Below are 17,318 nucleotides of genomic sequence, written 5' to 3' on the forward strand. Positions count from 1 at the left end.
TCCCGTTAAGGGGCGGCGTTAAGGAAATGCGGGGATGGAACACCATGCCCGGGGCTTTCGAGCATCTTGACGAACGATCGACGTCCGGTTGAGCTTGGGCCATGACCACCGCCACGCCGGCCCAGCCGCCTCCGCCCCGACCCGCCGTCATGGGTCCCTACAGGCCTGACTGGATGGAGAAGCCGTCCGCCGAAGACCTGGCGGAATACTACCCCGCCCACGCCGCGCGCCTCCAGATCCCGGGTAAGGCGACGATCGTCTGCAAGGTGATGGCGGAGGGCCGGCTGAACGACTGTCGCGTGACGTCGGAAACCCCCGCCGGCGAACAGTTCGGCAAGGCCGCGCTGAAGCTGTCGTCGAAGTTCCGGATGATCCCGCCGGATGACCCGAACGCGCCGCCCGCCGAGGTGACGGTGCCGCTGGTCTTCGAGGTTCCGCAGCAAAGAGTGATGATCAGGCCGGACGACTCGCCCGAGGTCACGCAATGGGTGATCTGGAGCGGCGTGGGCCTGGCCGGCGTCGCGGCATTGCTGTTGGCCGGGATGATCTGGGCGCTAGCCCGCTATCACAATCGCGCGGCCAAGCGATCGGCGACGAAACCCTAGCTGCCCGTGACCTCTTCCCAGAACCTCTTCGCCTTGCCAACGAAGTTGGCGGACTTGGGGTTCTGCTTTTCGCCGCACAGGCCGGCCAGCTCGCGCATCAGTTCCTTCTGGCGCGCGGACAGGTGGGTCGGGGTTTCGACGAACAGTTCGACCACCAGGTCGCCGCGCTGGCGGCTGCGCAGGGACGGCATGCCCTTGCCCTTGAGGCGGACGGTCTTGCCGGTCTGGGCCCCTTCGGGAACCGTGACGGTGATCTTGCACTCGCCGTCGCAGGTTTCGCCGCCCAACAGGCAGGGGGCCTCGATCTCGCCGCCGAGGGCGGCGGTGGTCATCGGCACCGGCACGGTGCAGAGCAGGTCGAGACCGTCGCGCTCGAACAGTTCGTGCGGGGTCACCGACAGGAAGATGTAGAGGTCGCCGCGCGGACCGCCGCGCGCGCCCGCGTCGCCCTCGCCCGCCAGACGGATCCGGGCGCCGTCGTCGACGCCGGCGGGGATGCGGACCGACAGGATGCGCTCGCGGCGCACCTGACCGTGGCCATGGCAGTTGGTGCAGGGATCCAGGACCAGGCGGCCCGATCCGCCGCAGCGCGGGCAGCCGCGCTCGACCGCGAAGAAGCCTTGGGTGGCGCGGACCCGGCCGGCGCCGCCGCACGTACCGCAGACGGTGGGGCTGGTGCCGGGCTTGGCGCCAGAGCCCTCGCAGACCTCGCAGGTCATGGCGGCGGGCACCTTGATCTCGACCTCGGCGCCGGCATAGGCCTGCTCGAGGGCGATCTCCAGGTCGTAGCGCAGGTCCTGGCCGCGCTGCGGGCCGTTCGACTGGCGACGACCGCCGCCGAACATCTCGCCGAACACGTCCCCGAAGACATCGTTGAAGATGTCGCCGGCGTCGAAGCCCTGGCCGCCGAAACCGCCCGCGCCGCCTTGGCCGCCGTTGACGCCGGCATGGCCGAAGCGGTCATAGGCCGCGCGCTTCTGCGGATCGGAGAGGACCGAATAGGCCTCGTTGATTTCCTTGAACCGGCCAGTGGCGTTCTCACAGCCCCCGTTGCGGTCCGGGTGGTGTTCCATCGCCAGTTTGCGGAACGCGGACTTCAGACCAGCATCGTCGATGGTCCGGGTCACGCCGAGAATTTCGTAATAGTCGCGCATAATCAGCGTCTGGCGCCCAAAAGGCCCACGAAAGTGGCGTTGATGAAGGAAGAGGTGGGATAGCACGCGGCCCGGCGCAAGGCGTCCTCGGGCGAAGCGGCAAGAGGTCGCGGCCGCGGAACAGGGCTGTCGCTGATGTTCCGCGGCGCGCGCATGGCGATTAGTTCGCCGGCTTGTTGTCGTCGACTTCTTCGAACTCGGCGTCGACGACGCCATCGTCCGCGGCCCCAGCGCCGTCAGCGCCGTCGGCCGAACCCTGCTGCGAAGCGTACATGGCTTCGCCCAGCTTCATCGACGCCTGGATCAGCGCCTGGGTCTTGGCCTGGATGGCCTCGACGTCCTCGCCTTCCAGGGCGGTCTTCAGCTCGGTGACGCCGGTCTCGATCGCGGTCTTTTCAGTCGCGCCGACCTTGTCGCCATGCTCGGCCAGAGCCTTCTCGGTCGAGTGCAGGATCGCCTCGCCCTGGTTCTTGGCCTCGACCAGCTGCTTCTTCTTCTCGTCCGCGGCCTTGTTGGCCTCGGCTTCCTTGACCATGCGCTCGATGTCGCTGTCCGAGAGGCCGCCGTTGGCCTGGATGCGGATCGAGTGCTCCTTGTTGGTCGCCTTGTCCTTGGCGTGGACTTGCACGATGCCGTTGGCGTCGATGTCGAAGGTGACCTCGATCTGCGGCACGCCGCGCGGCGCCGGCGGGATGCCGACCAGGTCGAACTGACCCAGGACCTTGTTGTCGACGGCCATCGGGCGTTCGCCCTGGAACACGCGGATCGTCACGGCCGACTGGTTGTCGTCGGCGGTCGAGAAGGTCTGCGAGCGCTTGGTCGGGATCGTGGTGTTGCGTTCGATCAGCGGGGTGAACACACCGCCCAGGGTCTCGATGCCCAGGGTCAGCGGGGTCACGTCCAGCAGCAGCACGTCCTTGACGTCGCCTTGCAGCACGCCGGCCTGGACGGCCGCGCCCAGCGCCACGACTTCATCGGGGTTGACGCCCTTGTGCGGTTCGCGACCGAAGAAGTCCTGCACCGCCTGCTGGACCTTGGGCATGCGGCTCATGCCGCCGACCAGGATCACTTCGTCGATGTCGCTCTTCTTCAGGCCGGCGTCCTTCAGGGCCTGTTCGCACGGACCGATGGTGCGGGCGATCAGGTCGTCGACCAGGGCTTCCAGCTTGGCGCGCGACAGCTTGATGTTCAGGTGCAGCGGGCCCGAGGCGTTCATGCTGATGAACGGCAGGTTGACCTCGTACTGAGCCGTCGAGGACAGCTCCTTCTTGGCCTTTTCCGCTTCTTCGCGCAGGCGCTGGAGGGCCAGCTTGTCCTTGCGCAGGTCGACGCCCTGCTCCTTCTTGAACTCGTCGGCCAGGTAGTCGACGATCCGCAGGTCGAAGTCCTCGCCGCCCAGGAAGGTGTCGCCGTTGGTCGACTTCACCTCGAAGACGCCGTCGCCGATTTCCAGGATCGAGACGTCGAACGTGCCACCGCCCAGGTCATAGACGGCGATCTTCTTGCCGTCGTTCTTGTCCAGGCCGTAGGCCAGGGCCGCGGCGGTCGGCTCGTTGATGATGCGCAGGACTTCCAGGCCGGCGATCTTGCCGGCGTCCTTGGTCGCCTGACGCTGGGCGTCGTTGAAGTAGGCCGGGACGGTGATGACCGCCTTGGTCACGGGCTCGCCCAGGTGGGCCTCGGCGGCTTCCTTCATCTTCTGCAGAATGAAGGCCGAGACTTCCTGCGGGCTGTAGTCCTTGCCGTGGGCCTTGACCCAGGCGTCGCCGGTCGGGCCCTTGACGATCTCGTAGGGCACCATGCCCTTGTCCTTTTCGACCACCGGATCGCTGGCGTTGCGGCCGATAAGGCGCTTGATCGCGAACAGCGTGTTGGTCGGGTTGGTCACGGCCTGGCGCTTGGCGGGTTGGCCGACAAGGCGCTCGCCGTCTTCCAGGAAGGCCACGACCGACGGCGTGGTGCGAGCGCCTTCGGCGTTCTCGATCACCTTCGGGTTCTTGCCGTCCATGATGGCCACGCACGAGTTCGTGGTGCCAAGGTCGATGCCGATAATCTTGCTCATTTTGGTACCTGTTCGCTCCTTTAGGCGGACGGTGGTGACGAGGGCCTTCTCGGAAGCGCCCCGGTTTTTCTCGTTCCCGTCCCCGATGGGTTCGTACGCTCTACGGTTAGATCCACATCCTGTTCCGCCGGCGAAAACCGAGCGGGCAAAATGCGTTGTGCGAACTTGACGAGCCCGTCAACCCCGCTTCGAAGCCGGATATGGGGGATGGGTAGCGGGGTGCAAGGCCATAACCCCATACCGCGAGGGGGATTCTGTCCTCAAGACAAAGAAAAATGGCCGCACCCCTGTGGAGCGCGGCCAGGAAATATATCACGTTATCGAGGATTTAGCTGTTCTTGCCTACCCAGGCGGTGATGGCCGGCAGGCGCTGCTGGCGGATCTTGGCGCGGTTCAGCACCGAGGCGGCGGCCTTGTCGGCTTCCTTGCGCGAACCTTCCGCCAGATTGGCCGCGGCCCAGGCCTTGATCTTCTCGGCCATGGCCGGGTTCGACGAGCCGGCGCCCAGACCGGGGATGAACCGGGTGCGCGAGGTGGAGTCGACCTTTTCGTTGACCTTGTCCTTGTTGGCCACGGCCCAGTCGAAGGTCATGTCCGGATGCGCGCCGGCGACGCGTGAAATCATCGTGCTGGACATGGTCTCGCCCGGCTCCGGCGTCAGGGCCAGTTCCAACGCCTTCCTGGCCAGGGTCTCGTCCTCGGCCGAGGCCAGCAGCGAGAACAGCTGGGCGCGGATCAGCGGGGTCTTCTCGGCCAGGGCCTGGGCATGGATGGCGTCCCAGGTGGCGGCGTCGGCGTGACGGGCCACGACGCTGAGGATGGTCTTGCGCAGCGGACCGGGGATGGCCGACGGATCGGTCTTCTCGGCGTTGAACCGGCGGGTGGCCTCGGCCACGACCTCCGGGTCACCCAGGCCGCCCAGCGCGCCAATCAGTTCGCCACGCAGGATGGCGGTGCTGTCGGGCTCGCCCGAGTGGGCGGTCCAGCCCACCTTGGCCAGCAGGGGGCGCAGCTTGGCGACGGCCAGCTTGCGGAACGCCGCGCGTTCGGCCGGCATGCCCTCATAGTAGTTGTCGATGCTGGAATAGACGCCGGCGATCTTCGAGAACACCTGCGGGTCGGCGTCGGCCGGCGTGGCCTTGGCCAGGTCGAGGAAGTCGGTGGCGGGCTGGTAGCCGGCCAGGCCCATCGACCAGGCGTCGCTCATCACGCCCAGCTGGTCGATCGCCGGCAGCTTGGCGAAGCTCTGGACGATGCCGCCGAAGCGCTCGGCGCCGTATTGGGTGCGGAAATAGCCGTTCTGGCCGGCATTGACCACGACCGGGCCGCAGCCGTCGACCGTGACCGAGCCCTTGCCGCCAGTGACCAGCGTCTTGGCCTCGCCGCCGCCGACGGCCTGGACGGTGACGGGCACGCGCCACAGCAGAGGCTTCTTGCCCGGCATGTCCTTGCTGAACTCGCCCTGCGTCAGGGTCAGGGTGGTCTTGCCGGCAGCGCAGGTCGCCGCGTCGACGGTGATCAGCGGCACGCCGGGCTGCAGGGTGAAGTCATGGGCGATGGCGGTGATCGGCTTCCTGGCCGCGCCCTCGACCGACGACCACAGGTCGTCGCTGACCGTGTTGCCGTGGGCGTGCTTCTTCATGTAGGCGCGCACGCCGTCACGCCAGGCGTCGTGACCCACATAGCTTTCCAGCATGCGGATGACGGCCTCGCCCTTCTGGTAGGTGATGCCGTCGAAGGCCTGGCTGGCCTGCTCGACGGTGGTCACGTGCTGGACCACCGGATGGGTGGTCGACAGGGCGTCCAGGCCCATGGCGTATTCGCGGCCGCCCACGGCGTTCAGGTTGGCGTTCCATTCCGGGTGGAAGTGCTCGGTCGCCCGGCCCTCCATCCACGAGGCGAAGCCCTCGTTCAGCCACAGGTCGTCCCACCAGGCCATGGTGACCAGGTCGCCGAACCACTGGTGGGCCATCTCGTGGGCCACGGTGGTGAAGACGGTCTGCTTGTCGCTCTCGGTCGAGATCTTCGGGTCCAGCAGCAGCGCGTATTCGAAGTAGAAGATCGCGCCCCAGTTCTCCATGGCGCTGAAGAACTGGCTGCGGCCCGGAGCGGCGATGTTGTCCAGCACCGGCAGCGGGTACGGGGTGCCGAAATAGTCGTTGTACCAGGGCAGGATGTCGGCGGCCGCCTTCAGGGCGAACTGCGCCTTGGGGGTGTCGCCCTTCTTGGTGACCACGCCAACGTCGGCGCCGGCGGCCTTCACCGAGGCGCGATCGAACTCGCCCAGGCCGAAGAACAGCAGGTAGGTCGACATCTTCGGCGACGTCGCGAACTTCACCAGGGTCTTGCCGTTCCCCAGGTCCTTGGACGCGGCGATCGGCATGTTGCCCAGCGCCATCTGGCCGGTCGGGATCGTCGCCTCGACGCTATAGGTCGCCTTGTAGAACGGCTCGTCCCACGAGGGGATGAAGCGGCGGGCGTCGGAGTTCTCGAACTGGGTGTAGATCGCGCGCTTCTTGCCGGTCTCGGTCTCGTAGTCGAGCGCGAACAGGCCGGCGGCCTGGGTGTAGATCTTGCCCGTGTAGTCGAGAGCCAGGACGTACTTGCCCTTCGGAAGCGGCTTGGCGAACGTGAAGCTGGCGGTCTGGGCCTCGTCGTCGACCTTGACCTTCGCGACGCCCACGCCAGCGATCTCGGCCTTGGAGAAGGCCAGGTCGGCGGCCTGCAGGGTCACGGTCGCGGTCGGCTCGACCACCTCGATGGCGATCTTCACGCTGGCGGCGAAGGTCATCTTGTCGGCGTCGGGCGTGAACGACAGGTCGTAGTGCGTGGGCCGGACGTTGCGCGGCAGCTGGGTCGTCACCGAGGCGAAGGTCGCGCCCTTGCTCCCGGCCTGGGCGGCGGCGACGGTCGGCTTGGCTTTCACGACGGTCGCGGCGGACACGGCGCCGGCGGCGAACAAAATCACGGCGATGGCCGCGGAGGACATAAGACGGCGCATGTACGGTCCTGATATGGAAAAATAGTCCGGCGCCCGCGCCGGAGGCGCAAACCAACACCTTCCGTCCCTATGGCGCGTCTTAAATTTCAGTAATGTTTCAGCCCCTCTCCGTTATTCCCGGTTTCGACCTCTGGCCCGGCCTGCTGGACCTGTCGGCCCAGCGCGCGCTGATCGACGCGGTGATGGCCGCGGCGAAAACCGCGCCGTTCGCGCACTACGACACGGCCTATGGCAAGGCGATGAGCGTGGCCATGACCGCCTTCGGTCCGTTGGGCTGGACCAGCGACAGGGCGGGATACCGCTACGCCGAACGCCATCCGGGCACGGACCAGGCCTGGCCCGAGATGCCGCAAGCGCTGCTCGATCTCTGGAAGGCGCTGGGCGACCCCGACACCCCGCCGGACTCCTGCCTGGTGAACCTCTATCGCGGCGACGCGCGCATGGGTCTGCACCAGGATCGCGACGAGGCCGACCCAGCCTTTCCGGTGCTGTCGATCTCTCTGGGGGACACGGCGGTGTTCCGGATCGGCGGGACGTCGCGCAAGGACCCGACGCGGAGCCTGAAGCTGGCCTCGGGCGACGTCTGCCGGTTGTCAGGCCCCGCCCGGCTGGCCTTCCATGGCGTCGACCGGATCCTGGCGGGATCTTCGAGCCTCGTGCCGGACGGCGGGCGGATCAACCTGACCCTGAGGCGGGCGCGGTAGCGCGCGGCGGGCATGGCCCACAGCGAAAAGGCCGCCCCTTCCGGAGCGGCCCTCTCATTCAACCGTACGGAGGCCGGTGTCCCGGCGGATCAGCCGCGCAGCTTGCGGGTGATGACTTCCAGGTCGTGGTTCAGGGTGCTGTCCTCGGCGCGCAGGGCCTCGATGCGGCGCACGGCGTGCAGGACGGTCGTGTGGTCGCGACCGCCGAAGCGACGGCCGATGTCCGGCAGCGAACGGGTGGTCAGCTGCTTGGCCAGCCACATGGCGGCCTGGCGCGGACGGGCCACGGCGCGGTTGCGGCGCTCGCTGAGCAGGTCGGCCTGTTTCATGCCGTAGTGGTCGGACGTCGCCTTCTGGATATCGTCGATGGTGATGCGCTTCTCGCCCGACCGCAGGTGCGGACGCAGGACCGCCTGCACCTCGTCCAGGGTCATGCGCGACAGGCCCTCGCCCGCGCGGGCCGACAGGGTGTTCAGCGCGCCTTCCAGCTCGCGGACGCTGTCGGTGAAGCGGTCGGCCAGGAACTGCAGCACGTCCGGACGCATGGTCGGCTCGAAGCCGTGGGCCACGGCCAGGGTCTGGATCTTACGCTCCAGGATGCCCAGGCGCAGGTTGCGGTCGGCCGGCTCCAGGCCGCACACCAGGCCCGCCGACAGGTGCGAGCGCAGGTGAGCGTCCATCTCGGTCATGGCCGACGGCGGACGGTCCGCCGAGAACACGACCCGGCCGCCGTCGCCGACCAGGGCGGTCAGGGTGTGGAACAGCTCTTCCTGGGTCGACTGCTTGCCGGCGATGAAATGCACGTCGTCGATGATCAGCAGGTCCGCGGCGCGCAGCTCCTCCTTGAAGGCCGCCGTCTGGCGATCCATCAGGGCGCGCACGAAGGTCGACAGGAAGCGTTCGGCGGTCAGATACACGACGCGCTTTTCCGGTGCGTTGCGCATGGCCTCCCAGGCCAGGGCGTTCAGCAGGTGCGTCTTGCCGAAGCCGTAGGGGCCGTGGAACAGCACGGGATTGAAGTGGCCGTCGGCCCAGTTGGCGATCCGGCGCGCCACGGCGTGGGCGAACTCGTTGGCCGGACCCGGGACGAAGGTCTCGAAGGTGAAGCGCTCTTGCAGACCCTGGGTGCGGGTCGACTTGGTGATCGGGGCCGGCACGTCGCTGGACACCGGCAGAACGATCTCGATGGGCTCGGCGGCCACGGCCTTGGGGGCGGCCTCGACATAGGCGGCGCCGTTACCGGCCAGAGCGGCCTCGAACTCCAGGCGCGACTTCAGATCGATGCGACGCCCGGTCGGGTCGTTGGCGGCCCACAGTTCGCCGATGCGGCGCCAGGCGCTGCGACGGATCCAGTCGCGGGCGATGCCCGTCGACGTGACCAGGACGACGTCGCCGGCCGCGGCCTCGCGCAGAGCCGCCGGAGCGATCCATGACCCGAAGGCCGCATCGCCAAGCTCGCGTTTCAGAGCCACGCAAACCTTCGACCACACACTCGTCGCCGGCTCTACAGCCGCCGCGATCGCTGTCGAGAAGTCCTGGCTGGCCACCCCGCCCTTCATCGTCATTCGTCCACCGCCTTGTACAAAAACAACCGCCGCTACCATTCCTGCCGCCCGCCCCCCATGGCGTACGGCCGGTTCACTCAACGCACACAGGTTCTTACCCGGCGAACACAATGGGTCCGCCGCCGCCTCGTTTTTTCCAAGACTGGAGAAGCGCTGAGACGCTTAAACTAGCCAGCGGCGGGGGCCGGTCAAACGGAAAACTTGCGTCCGAGCCCGGATATTTCTGTTGACTCGCGAGAGCCCCTCGCCCGGCAAGGGAATAGTGAAGTCAGCTACTCAGATCACAGATTGCAACGACAGGAATAGGGCGTTGGATTCAAAGCAAAAGCCGACCAGGCGGACCTGATCGGCTTTTGTAAATACTTGAAATCGTTAGACGAACAGCGTTCGTCTAGAATTTGGACTAGGCGGCGGCCTTGTCCAGCTTCTTCAGACGGGCCGCCAGACGCGACACTTTGCGCGAGCCCGTGTTGGGGTGAACCACGCCCTTCGAAACCGCGCGCATCAGCTCCGATTGAGCCTCCACGAAAGCGGCCTTGGCGACGGCCACATCGCCCTTGGCGATGGCGTCTTCGAACTTGCGCAGGAAGGTGCGCACGCGCGAGCGACGAGCGGTGTTGACTTCGGTGCGGCGAGCGATCTTGCGGATCGCTTTCTTGGCGCCGGGATTATTGGCCATTAGGTCGGACCTTCAAACGGACAGCCACGCGGGCGGCCGCGAAGCAGGGAAAATAGAGCGCGCGGATATACGGGAAGCGCCGGCCGGGGTCAACGGTCCACAGGCGGAATCCTGCGAGCCATCCTGACGCAATCGTTTCTAAGCGTGACAGCCGGAAGGGGAGCCCGGTTCCGGCGACGCCCACGCATAAAAAGGACATGCGGCAGATCACACGCCCTTGAACGCCGGCTTTCGTTTCTCGACGAAGGCGGCCATGCCTTCTTTCTGATCTTCGAAGGCGAACAGCGAATGGAACAGGCGCCGCTCCAGCGCCACGCCCGTCGTCAGGGTCGTCTCATAGGCGGCCTCGACCAGTTCCTTGTTCATGGCCACGGCCAGCGGCGACTGGGCGGCGATCTTCGCCGCGACGGCCAGAACCTCGTCGATCAGCGTGTCGGCCGGGAAGACCCGCGAGACCAGACCCGAGCGCTCGGCCTCCTCGGCGCCCATCATCCGGCCGGTCAGGATCATGTCCATGGCCTTGGACTTGCCGACGAAGCGGGTCAGGCGCTGGGTGCCGCCGATGCCCGGCGAGACGCCCAGCGTGATCTCGGGCTGGCCGAACTTGGCGGTGTCGGCCGCCAGGATGAAGTCGCACATCATGGCCAGCTCGCAGCCTCCGCCCAAGGCGTAGCCGGCGACGGCGGCGATGATCGGCTTGCGGCACTGCTCGACCGCCCGCGCCCCGGCGGTGAAGAAGTCGGCCTTGAACATCTGGGCGTAGCTCTTGTCCGACATCTCCTTGATGTCGGCGCCGGCCGCGAAGGCCTTGGCCGAGCCGGTCAGTACGATGCAGCCGACCGCGTCGTCGGCCTCCGCCGCGGCCAAGGCCTGGGCCAACTCGCCCAACAGCGCCGTGTTCAGCGCATTCAGGGCCTCGGGCCGGTTCAGGCGGATCAGGGCGACGCCGGGCGCGGCCTCGGGCGCTTCGACGATCAGGGTCTGGTACTCGGCCATTGATGGGTCTCTCCTGCTTGAGCGGTGCATTTATAGAGAGCCGGGCGGCGTTGGGGAGGGGCTTGGTGGCCTCATCGGACTCCCTTTTCCTGCTTCCGCTCGGGAAGGGAGCCCCATGCGGACGCGCTCGAACGTATTGATCCGCAGAGCCGCGCGTTCGGATGCGATGGCGATCGAGCAGGTGCTTCTCGATACGTATGAAAGCACCTGGCTTCCTCAGCTGTCGCCCGAAGCCGCTCGCATCTTCGGGGACGAGCGGCCGCCCGCCGCCTATGTCGCCGAGCATGGAGCCCGGTTCTGGGTCGCCGAGCTGAACGACCAGGTCGTCGGCTTCGTGGATTGGGAGGCGGACTTCGTAAACGCGCTCCATGTGCGGACCAGTCATGCCCGCATGGGGATCGGCGCCCGCCTCATGGACAAGGCCGAGGCCGAAATCGTCAGCGCCGGCTTTTTCACGGCGCGATTGGAGACAGACACCTTCAACACCCGCGCACGGGCTTTCTATTTCGCGCGCGGGTACCGCCAAGCCGATTGCTATCCGGACCGGGAATGGAATAGCGGCCTGATGACACTCTTGCTGATCAAGGCTTTGGGCGCCCCCTAGCCCCTCACACCTGGCAGACAGGGCAGAAGAAGGTCGAGCGGCCGGCCTGGACCTGGCGGGCGATGACGCCCTCGCAGCCCGGCGTCGGGCAGGGTTCGCCCTCGCGGTCGTAGACGCGGAAGCGGTGCTGGAAATAGCCCAGCGCCCCGTCGGCGGCGGCGAAGTCCTTCAGGGTGGAGCCGCCGACCTCGACGGCCTCGGCCAGCACCTCCTTGATCGCGAGGGTCAGGGGCGCGAGACGCGTCTTCGCGATCCCGCCCGACGACTTGAACGGCGAGATGCGCGACCGGTGCAGGGCCTCGCACACATAGATATTGCCCAGGCCCGCGACGGTGCGCTGGTCCAGCAGCAGGGTCTTGGGTCCCTGCTTGCGGTTGGCGAACGCCTTTTCCAGCGTTTTGGCGTCGAAGCCCTCGCCCAGCGGTTCAGGTCCCATGGTGGCGAACCAGGGATGATGGCTGACGCGATCGGTGGGGATCAGGTCCATGAAGCCGAACCGGCGCGGATCATAGTAGGTGACCATCGCGCCCTCTTCGGTCTCGAAGACGATGTGGGCATGCTTGTCGTCCGGCTTGACCTCGCGGGCGAAGTCGCCGGGACGGACAGCGCCCTCCGGCGCGGCGATCTCGAAGCGGCCGGTCATGCCCAGGTGCATGACCAGGGTGTCGCCCCGGTCCAGCGGGGCGAGAATGTACTTGGCCCGGCGATCGAGGCGCAGGATCTTCGCGCCCGTCAGCCGCTGGACGAAGCCATCCGGCAGGGGAAAGCGCAGGTCAGGCCGGTTGGCGCGAACACGGGCCAGGCGCGCGCCGGACAGGACGGGCTCGAGACCGCGTCGCACGGTCTCGACTTCGGGCAATTCGGGCAAGGATCATTCCTTAAGGCGATGACGCGGCGCGAGGCGCAAGCTAATAGCGGACGTTCATATAGTAAGAGCGCGGCCCAAGGACGTCATGAGCAACACCTCCGCCAGCTTCGGTTTCAAGGACGTCGACGCCTCGCTGAAGGCCGGGATGGTGCGCGGCGTGTTCGACCGCGTGGCCAAGAACTACGACATCATGAACGACCTGATGAGCGGCGGCGTGCACCGGCTCTGGAAGGACGCCGTGGCCGCGCGCCTCAACCCGCAGCCGGGCGAGGTGATCATCGACTGCGCCGGCGGCACCGGCGACATGGCCCGCCGCTTCGCCAAGATGGCCCGGAGCGCCCAGCAGCGCCGAGGCGGCCCCGACGCCACCATCAACATCATCGACTACAACGCCGAGATGATCATGGCCGGCATCGAGCGTGGCGGCGAACCGGAGATCACCTGGACCGTCGGCGACGCCCAACGCCTGCCGCTGCCGGACGCCTACGCCAACGCCTATGTGATCTCGTTCGGCATCCGCAATGTCACCGACATCGACGCGGCCCTGCGCGAGGCCCGCCGCGTGCTGAAGCCGGGCGGCCGCTTCCTGTGCCTGGAGTTCTCGCGTCCGGTGACCGAGGCCCTGGCCAAGGCGTATGACGCCTACAGCTTCAAGGTCATCCCGCAGGTCGGCGAGTGGGTCGCCAAGGACCGCGAGGCCTATCAGTACCTGGTCGAGAGCATCCGCCGCTTCCCCGACCAGCGCACCTTCGCCGGCATGATGGAAAACGCCGGCTTCAAGCGGGTGACCTTCACCAACTTCACCGGCGGCGTCGCGGCTCTGCACCAGGGCTGGGCGCTCTGATTTGCTGATGGCCTTTTTTTCTCCCGACTTCCCCGGCGAATGCCGGGGCCCAGATCACGGGGCTGAGCTGCGCCAGGTTTGGTCAGCGCTCAGGCTGTATCTGGATCCCGGCATTCGCCGGGAAGATCGGGGTGAAGGGAAGGGGCGCGCCAAGTGACAAACTTCTCCGCGCTTCTACGCCTGACCGGCGCGGGCTGGGCCCTGGTCCGGGCCGACGCCCTGATCCCGCGCGAGGTCGAGCCGCAATTGCCGCCGTCGGCCAAGCTGGCGGGGCGGCTGCTGCGCCTGTTCGCCGGCGGCGCCGCCAGGCGCGGCCGGCCGGGCGAGCGCCTGGCGCGGGTGCTGGAAAAGCAGGGCCCGGCGGCGATCAAGATGGGCCAGTTCCTGTCGACACGGGCCGACATCTTCGGGACCGCCTTCGCCGAGGACCTGTCGCACCTGAAGGACCGGCTGGCTCCGTTCCCGCTGGAAACCGCCAAGGCCGAGATCGTCCGCAACCTCGGCAAGCCGCTGAGCGAGGTCTACCAGGAGATCGGCGAGCCGGTCGCCGCCGCCTCCCTGGCCCAGGCCCATCCGGCCACCCTGCTGGACGGCCGCAAGGTCGCGGTGAAGGTGCTGCGCCCCGGCGTCGAGCGCCAGGTCGCCCAGGACAGCGCCGTCCTGCGCCTGGCCGCGCGCCTGGCCGAGAAACTGGCCCCCGCCGCGCGCCGCCTGCGCCCGACCGAATTCGTCGAGGTCGTGATCCGGTCGCTGGACCTGGAGATGGACCTGCGCTTCGAGGCCGCTGGCTGCGCCGAACTGGGCGAGGCCATGGCGGTCGATCCCTATATGCGCGCGCCGCTGGTCTGCTGGGAGGGCGTCGGCAAGCGGGTCCTGACCCTGATCTGGGCCGAAGGAACACCCCTATCCGACCCCGCCGCGCTGGAACTGCCCGGCCTGAACCGCAAGGCCCTGGCCGAGAACGTCACCCGAGGTTTCCTGGCTCAGGCCCTGGACCACGGCCTGTTCCACGCCGATCTGCACGAGGGCAACCTGTTCGTCGCCGCGCCGGCCGAGGTGGTCGCCGTCGACTACGGCATCGTCGGTCGCCTGGGTCCCGGCGAGCGCCGCTATCTCGCCGAGATCCTCTACGGCTTCCTGAACCGCGACTACGCGCGGGTGGCCAAGATCCATTTCGACGCCGGCTATGTCCCCGCCCATCAGGACATGGACGCCTTCGCCCAGGCCCTGCGCGCCGTCGGCGAGCCGGTCTTCGGCCGCAACGCCCGCGAGGTCTCGATGGGCCGGCTGCTGGCGCAGCTGTTCGAGATCACCGCCCTGTTCGACATGGCCCTGCGGCCGGAGCTGGTGCTGCTGCAGAAGACCATGGTCACGGTCGAGGGCGTCGCCCGCCGCATCGACCCCACCCACGATCTGTGGGCCGCCGCCGACCCGGTGGTGCGCCGCTGGATCGGCCGCGAGCTCTCGCCCGCCGCCAAGGCCCGCGACTTCGCCGAAGAAGCCCTGCGCGCCATCAAGACCCTCGCCCGCCTGGCCGAGGCCCCGCCGGCGCCCGTCCCGGTCAAGGTGGAGCGTGACCAGACCTGGCCGCTGCTGTGGTTCCTGGTCGGCGCGGCGACGGCGGGCGCGGCGTTCGTGACGGGCCTGCTGCTGGCGCGGTAGAGCCCTACCCTTCGGCCTGTTCCCGCCGCTTGGCCGCCGAAGCCCGGCGCGCCTCGCGGGTCTTCTGTTCGTCCCAGTAGGCCGCGCCCTCGTCCGGCTTGAACATCGTGCGCGGCGCGCCTTCGCGCGACACCACCGCGAAGACATTGCCCTTGGGATCGTAGATCAGCAGGTCGCCATTCGCGCGCTTGAGCGTCTCCGCGCCCTTGGGCGGGTCGCTGACGAAGGCGTGGACCTTGGCGACATAGTCGTCGGTCGACCGGGCGTCGAAGGTCTTGCCGTTGCTCTGGAACGAGCGCTCGGCGTTTTCCTCCGCGGTACGGGTGCGATTGGCGGCCCAGTACGGCTTGCCCGCCACCAGCTTGACCGGCGCATCGCGCGGATCGACGCGGCGGACGCCCTCGCCCCTGCCGCCGTCGGTGGTCTCGGTCGGAGACCCAGCCTCCACGCTGGCGCGCTCGCCGGCCTTGGGCGCCTTGACCGCCGACGCCCCACTATCGCAGGCCGAGAGGCTCATCAGGCCGAGCGCGGCCACAACGCCCGCCGAGATATGTCGTACAACCTTCATGATCGCATTCGCCCCATAACTCTATCTATGCGATTACTGAACGAAAGCGGAACGAGAGTCGAGTCCCTATCTTCGCGTTGTGATTGCCGCGCGAATTGCCTCTGGCGCTTTGGTTCGAGCGTGGGCATGTGCAGGGGACGAGACGAACGCGGAAAGCGGAGCGCGACGTGAGCGGAAAACGGGTTCTTCTGATCGTCGGCGGCGGGGTGGCGGCCTACAAGGCGCTGCTGCTGACGCGGCTCCTCCGCAAGGCGGGCGTCGGCGTGCGGCCGATCCTCACCAAGGCCGGCGCCGAGTTCGTCACCCCGCTGTCCCTGGCCGCCCTGGCCGAGGACAAGGTCTATCAGGAGCTGTTCTCCCTGACCGACGAGCACGAGATGGGCCATATCGAGCTGTCACGCTCGGCAGACCTGATCGTCGTGTCCCCCGCGACGGCCGACCTGATCGCCAAGGCGGCCCATGGCCTGGCCGGGGATCTGGCTTCCACCACCCTGCTGGCCACCGACAAGCCGGTTCTAATGGCCCCGGCCATGAATGTGAGGATGTGGCTGCATCCGGCCACCCAGCGCAACATCGCCGCCCTGAAAGCCGACGGCGTCAGCTTCGTCGGGCCGGACGAGGGCGCCATGGCCTGCGGCGAGTTCGGCCCCGGCCGCCTGGCCGAGCCGGAAGAGATTTTCGCGGCGATCATGGCGCTCCTTGAAGGAAAGGCCGCCCGGCCGCTGGCCGGGAAGAAGGCCCTGGTCACCGCCGGCCCGACTTTCGAGCCGATCGACCCGGTGCGCGGCATCACCAACCGCTCCAGCGGCAAGCAGGGCTTCGCGATCGCCGAGGCGCTGGCGAAACTCGGCGCCGAGGTCACCCTAATCGCCGGCCCAGTCGCCCTGCCGACCCCGGTGGGGGTCAAGCGGATCGATGTCGAGACCGCCCGCCAGATGCTGGCGGCCAGCCAGGCGGCCCTGCCGGCCGACGTCGGCGTGTTCGTGGCCGCCGTCGCCGACTGGCGGGTGGACGAGGCGTTCGGGACCAAGCTGAAGAAGGAAAAGGGCGGCCCGCCGGCCCTGACCTTCGTCGAGAACCCCGACATCCTGGCGACCCTGTCGGCCACCGGACCCTTGCGGCCGAAACTGGTCGTCGGCTTCGCGGCCGAGACCGACCATGTCGAGGAGCACGCCCGCGCCAAGCTGGCCCGCAAGGGCTGCGACTGGATCATCGCCAACGACGTCACCGAACCGGGCGTGATGGGCGGGACCGAGAACGCCGTGCTGTTGATAACCAAGGACGGGCTTGAGCGCTGGGACCGCGCGGCCAAGGATCAGGTGGCGGCCCAAATCGCGAAGCGGATCGCCGACGCCCTCGCTTAAGCGGCGCTGGCCGGAGGCCCGGCAAATCAGCTACAGCCGGGCGCACCTTTCCCGCGCCTATCCTATGGATAGGCTCACTCTAACATCGAGAGCGTGGCGAACGCCGAAACCGCACACACTTTCGGCTGCCACGCTCTCCCAGGAACCGCCAGCATGTCCGCCATCCCCGCCGGCCTCGCCATCCGCTTCAAGCGCTGGGACGGCAATGCCGACCTGCCGGTTCCGGCCTATGCGACGGCCGGCGCGGCCGGCTTCGATCTTAGGGCCCACGTGCCTGAAGACGAGCCGATCGTCCTGAAGCCGGGCTCGCGCTGCATGGCACCGACCGGCTTCTCGGTGGCTATTCCGGACGGCTATGAGATGCAGGTGCGCCCGCGCTCGGGCCTGGCGTTCAAGAACGGCGTCACGGTGGTCAACGCCCCGGGCACCGTCGACAGCGACTATCGCGGCCAGGTCTGCGTGCTGCTGATCAATCTGGGCGAAGAGGATTTCACCATCCGCCGGGGCGACCGCATCGCACAGGGCGTGATCGCGGCGGCCCCGCAATGGACGCTGGTCGAGGTCGACGACCTGGACGCCACCGACCGGGGCGCGGGCGGCTTCGGCTCGACGGGCGTCTAGACTTTTCCTGGACGCGCGCGG

At 67.8% G+C, this 17,318-nt stretch carries 15 protein-coding genes; 7 read left to right on the forward strand and 8 right to left on the reverse strand.

The window, feature by feature from the left end:
• Positions 1-101: 101 nt before the first annotated feature.
• A complete protein-coding gene (locus AC1RNC_RS15560) occupies positions 102-605 on the forward strand; it encodes an energy transducer TonB family protein (RefSeq protein ID WP_492887273.1) in 504 nt (167 codons plus the stop codon).
• Here AC1RNC_RS15560 and dnaJ read toward each other — a convergent pair.
• From dnaJ to AC1RNC_RS15575, 3 genes are all read right to left on the reverse strand, one after another.
• Positions 602-1,759 (reverse strand): molecular chaperone DnaJ, encoded by a 1,158-nt coding sequence (dnaJ, locus tag AC1RNC_RS15565; RefSeq protein ID WP_492887274.1) that lies wholly within the window; start codon positions 1,757-1,759, stop codon positions 602-604. The two genes, AC1RNC_RS15560 and dnaJ, sit on opposite strands and share 4 nt — an antisense overlap.
• A 160-nt stretch (positions 1,760-1,919) precedes the next feature.
• On the reverse strand, positions 1,920-3,821 hold the full coding sequence (gene dnaK, locus AC1RNC_RS15570) for a molecular chaperone DnaK (protein WP_492887275.1): 1,902 nt from the start codon (positions 3,819-3,821) through the stop codon (positions 1,920-1,922).
• A gap of 328 nt (positions 3,822-4,149) precedes the next feature.
• On the reverse strand, positions 4,150-6,822 hold the full coding sequence (locus AC1RNC_RS15575) for a M1 family metallopeptidase (RefSeq protein ID WP_492887276.1): 2,673 nt from the start codon (positions 6,820-6,822) through the stop codon (positions 4,150-4,152).
• Between the two features lie 92 nt (positions 6,823-6,914).
• On the opposite strand from AC1RNC_RS15575, the gene AC1RNC_RS15580 reads away from it, so the two are divergent.
• The gene (locus AC1RNC_RS15580; protein ID WP_492887277.1) at positions 6,915-7,526 is read left to right on the forward strand and encodes an alpha-ketoglutarate-dependent dioxygenase AlkB; all 612 of its coding nucleotides are present in this window, start codon (positions 6,915-6,917) and stop codon (positions 7,524-7,526) included.
• Between the two features lie 89 nt (positions 7,527-7,615).
• Here the strand turns inward: AC1RNC_RS15580 and dnaA are convergent, their stop codons facing one another.
• The 3 genes from dnaA to AC1RNC_RS15595 all read right to left on the reverse strand — a co-directional run bounded on the left by dnaA (position 7,616) and on the right by AC1RNC_RS15595 (position 10,766).
• Complete coding sequence (dnaA, locus tag AC1RNC_RS15585) at positions 7,616-9,091, reverse strand: chromosomal replication initiator protein DnaA (RefSeq protein WP_492887278.1); 1,476 nt, start codon at positions 9,089-9,091, stop codon at positions 7,616-7,618.
• Positions 9,092-9,494: 403 nt separating this feature from the next.
• Positions 9,495-9,770, reverse strand: a complete 276-nt coding sequence (gene rpsT / locus AC1RNC_RS15590; RefSeq protein WP_004617408.1) for a 30S ribosomal protein S20 — start codon at positions 9,768-9,770, stop codon at positions 9,495-9,497.
• A 207-nt stretch (positions 9,771-9,977) separates the two neighbouring features.
• Entirely contained in the window at positions 9,978-10,766 is a 789-nt protein-coding gene (locus tag AC1RNC_RS15595) for an enoyl-CoA hydratase (protein WP_492887279.1), read from the reverse strand.
• A 115-nt stretch (positions 10,767-10,881) separates the two neighbouring features.
• On the opposite strand from AC1RNC_RS15595, the gene AC1RNC_RS15600 reads away from it, so the two are divergent.
• Complete coding sequence (locus AC1RNC_RS15600; RefSeq protein WP_492887280.1) at positions 10,882-11,370, forward strand: GNAT family N-acetyltransferase; 489 nt, start codon at positions 10,882-10,884, stop codon at positions 11,368-11,370.
• 4 nt (positions 11,371-11,374) lie between these two features.
• Here AC1RNC_RS15600 and mutM read toward each other — a convergent pair whose 3' ends face one another.
• The gene (gene mutM / locus AC1RNC_RS15605; protein WP_492887281.1) at positions 11,375-12,238 is read right to left on the reverse strand and encodes a bifunctional DNA-formamidopyrimidine glycosylase/DNA-(apurinic or apyrimidinic site) lyase; all 864 of its coding nucleotides are present in this window, start codon (positions 12,236-12,238) and stop codon (positions 11,375-11,377) included.
• A gap of 85 nt (positions 12,239-12,323) precedes the next feature.
• On the opposite strand from mutM, the gene AC1RNC_RS15610 reads away from it, so the two are divergent.
• Both AC1RNC_RS15610 and ubiB read left to right on the forward strand, forming a co-directional pair.
• Positions 12,324-13,082: a class I SAM-dependent methyltransferase gene (locus AC1RNC_RS15610; protein WP_492887282.1), complete on the forward strand. Its 759-nt coding sequence runs from the start codon at positions 12,324-12,326 to the stop codon at positions 13,080-13,082.
• Between the two features lie 153 nt (positions 13,083-13,235).
• On the forward strand, positions 13,236-14,744 hold the full coding sequence (gene ubiB, locus AC1RNC_RS15615) for a 2-polyprenylphenol 6-hydroxylase (RefSeq protein ID WP_492887283.1): 1,509 nt from the start codon (positions 13,236-13,238) through the stop codon (positions 14,742-14,744).
• 4 nt (positions 14,745-14,748) lie between these two features.
• Here ubiB and AC1RNC_RS15620 read toward each other — a convergent pair whose 3' ends face one another.
• A complete protein-coding gene (locus AC1RNC_RS15620; RefSeq protein WP_492887284.1) occupies positions 14,749-15,312 on the reverse strand; it encodes a hypothetical protein in 564 nt (187 codons plus the stop codon).
• Positions 15,313-15,479: 167 nt separating this feature from the next.
• On the opposite strand from AC1RNC_RS15620, the gene coaBC reads away from it, so the two are divergent.
• The gene (gene coaBC, locus AC1RNC_RS15625; RefSeq protein WP_492887285.1) at positions 15,480-16,676 is read left to right on the forward strand and encodes a bifunctional phosphopantothenoylcysteine decarboxylase/phosphopantothenate--cysteine ligase CoaBC; all 1,197 of its coding nucleotides are present in this window, start codon (positions 15,480-15,482) and stop codon (positions 16,674-16,676) included.
• A gap of 153 nt (positions 16,677-16,829) precedes the next feature.
• On the forward strand, positions 16,830-17,297 hold the full coding sequence (dut, locus tag AC1RNC_RS15630; RefSeq protein ID WP_492887286.1) for a dUTP diphosphatase: 468 nt from the start codon (positions 16,830-16,832) through the stop codon (positions 17,295-17,297).
• The last annotated feature ends 21 nt before the right edge of the window (positions 17,298-17,318 follow it).

This window comes from Caulobacter sp. GW822-FHT01G02, assembly GCF_058802865.1.

What these genes read in the sequence shown, in the direction of transcription:
- AC1RNC_RS15600 (WP_492887280.1), top strand. Translation starts at nt 10,882, where the DNA reads ATGCGGACGCGCTCGAACGTATTGATCCGCAGAGCCGCGCGTTCGGAT.
- AC1RNC_RS15575 (WP_492887276.1), bottom strand. Translation starts at nt 6,822, where the DNA reads ATGCGCCGTCTTATGTCCTCCGCGGCCATCGCCGTGATTTTGTTCGCC.
- AC1RNC_RS15610 (WP_492887282.1), top strand. Translation starts at nt 12,324, where the DNA reads ATGAGCAACACCTCCGCCAGCTTCGGTTTCAAGGACGTCGACGCCTCG.
- AC1RNC_RS15620 (WP_492887284.1), bottom strand. Translation starts at nt 15,312, where the DNA reads ATGAAGGTTGTACGACATATCTCGGCGGGCGTTGTGGCCGCGCTCGGC.
- rpsT (WP_004617408.1), bottom strand. Translation starts at nt 9,770, where the DNA reads ATGGCCAATAATCCCGGCGCCAAGAAAGCGATCCGCAAGATCGCTCGC.
- AC1RNC_RS15595 (WP_492887279.1), bottom strand. Translation starts at nt 10,766, where the DNA reads ATGGCCGAGTACCAGACCCTGATCGTCGAAGCGCCCGAGGCCGCGCCC.
- dnaA (WP_492887278.1), bottom strand. Translation starts at nt 9,091, where the DNA reads ATGACGATGAAGGGCGGGGTGGCCAGCCAGGACTTCTCGACAGCGATC.
- AC1RNC_RS15560 (WP_492887273.1), top strand. Translation starts at nt 102, where the DNA reads ATGACCACCGCCACGCCGGCCCAGCCGCCTCCGCCCCGACCCGCCGTC.
- dnaK (WP_492887275.1), bottom strand. Translation starts at nt 3,821, where the DNA reads ATGAGCAAGATTATCGGCATCGACCTTGGCACCACGAACTCGTGCGTG.
- dnaJ (WP_492887274.1), bottom strand. Translation starts at nt 1,759, where the DNA reads ATGCGCGACTATTACGAAATTCTCGGCGTGACCCGGACCATCGACGAT.
- dut (WP_492887286.1), top strand. Translation starts at nt 16,830, where the DNA reads ATGTCCGCCATCCCCGCCGGCCTCGCCATCCGCTTCAAGCGCTGGGAC.
- AC1RNC_RS15580 (WP_492887277.1), top strand. Translation starts at nt 6,915, where the DNA reads ATGTTTCAGCCCCTCTCCGTTATTCCCGGTTTCGACCTCTGGCCCGGC.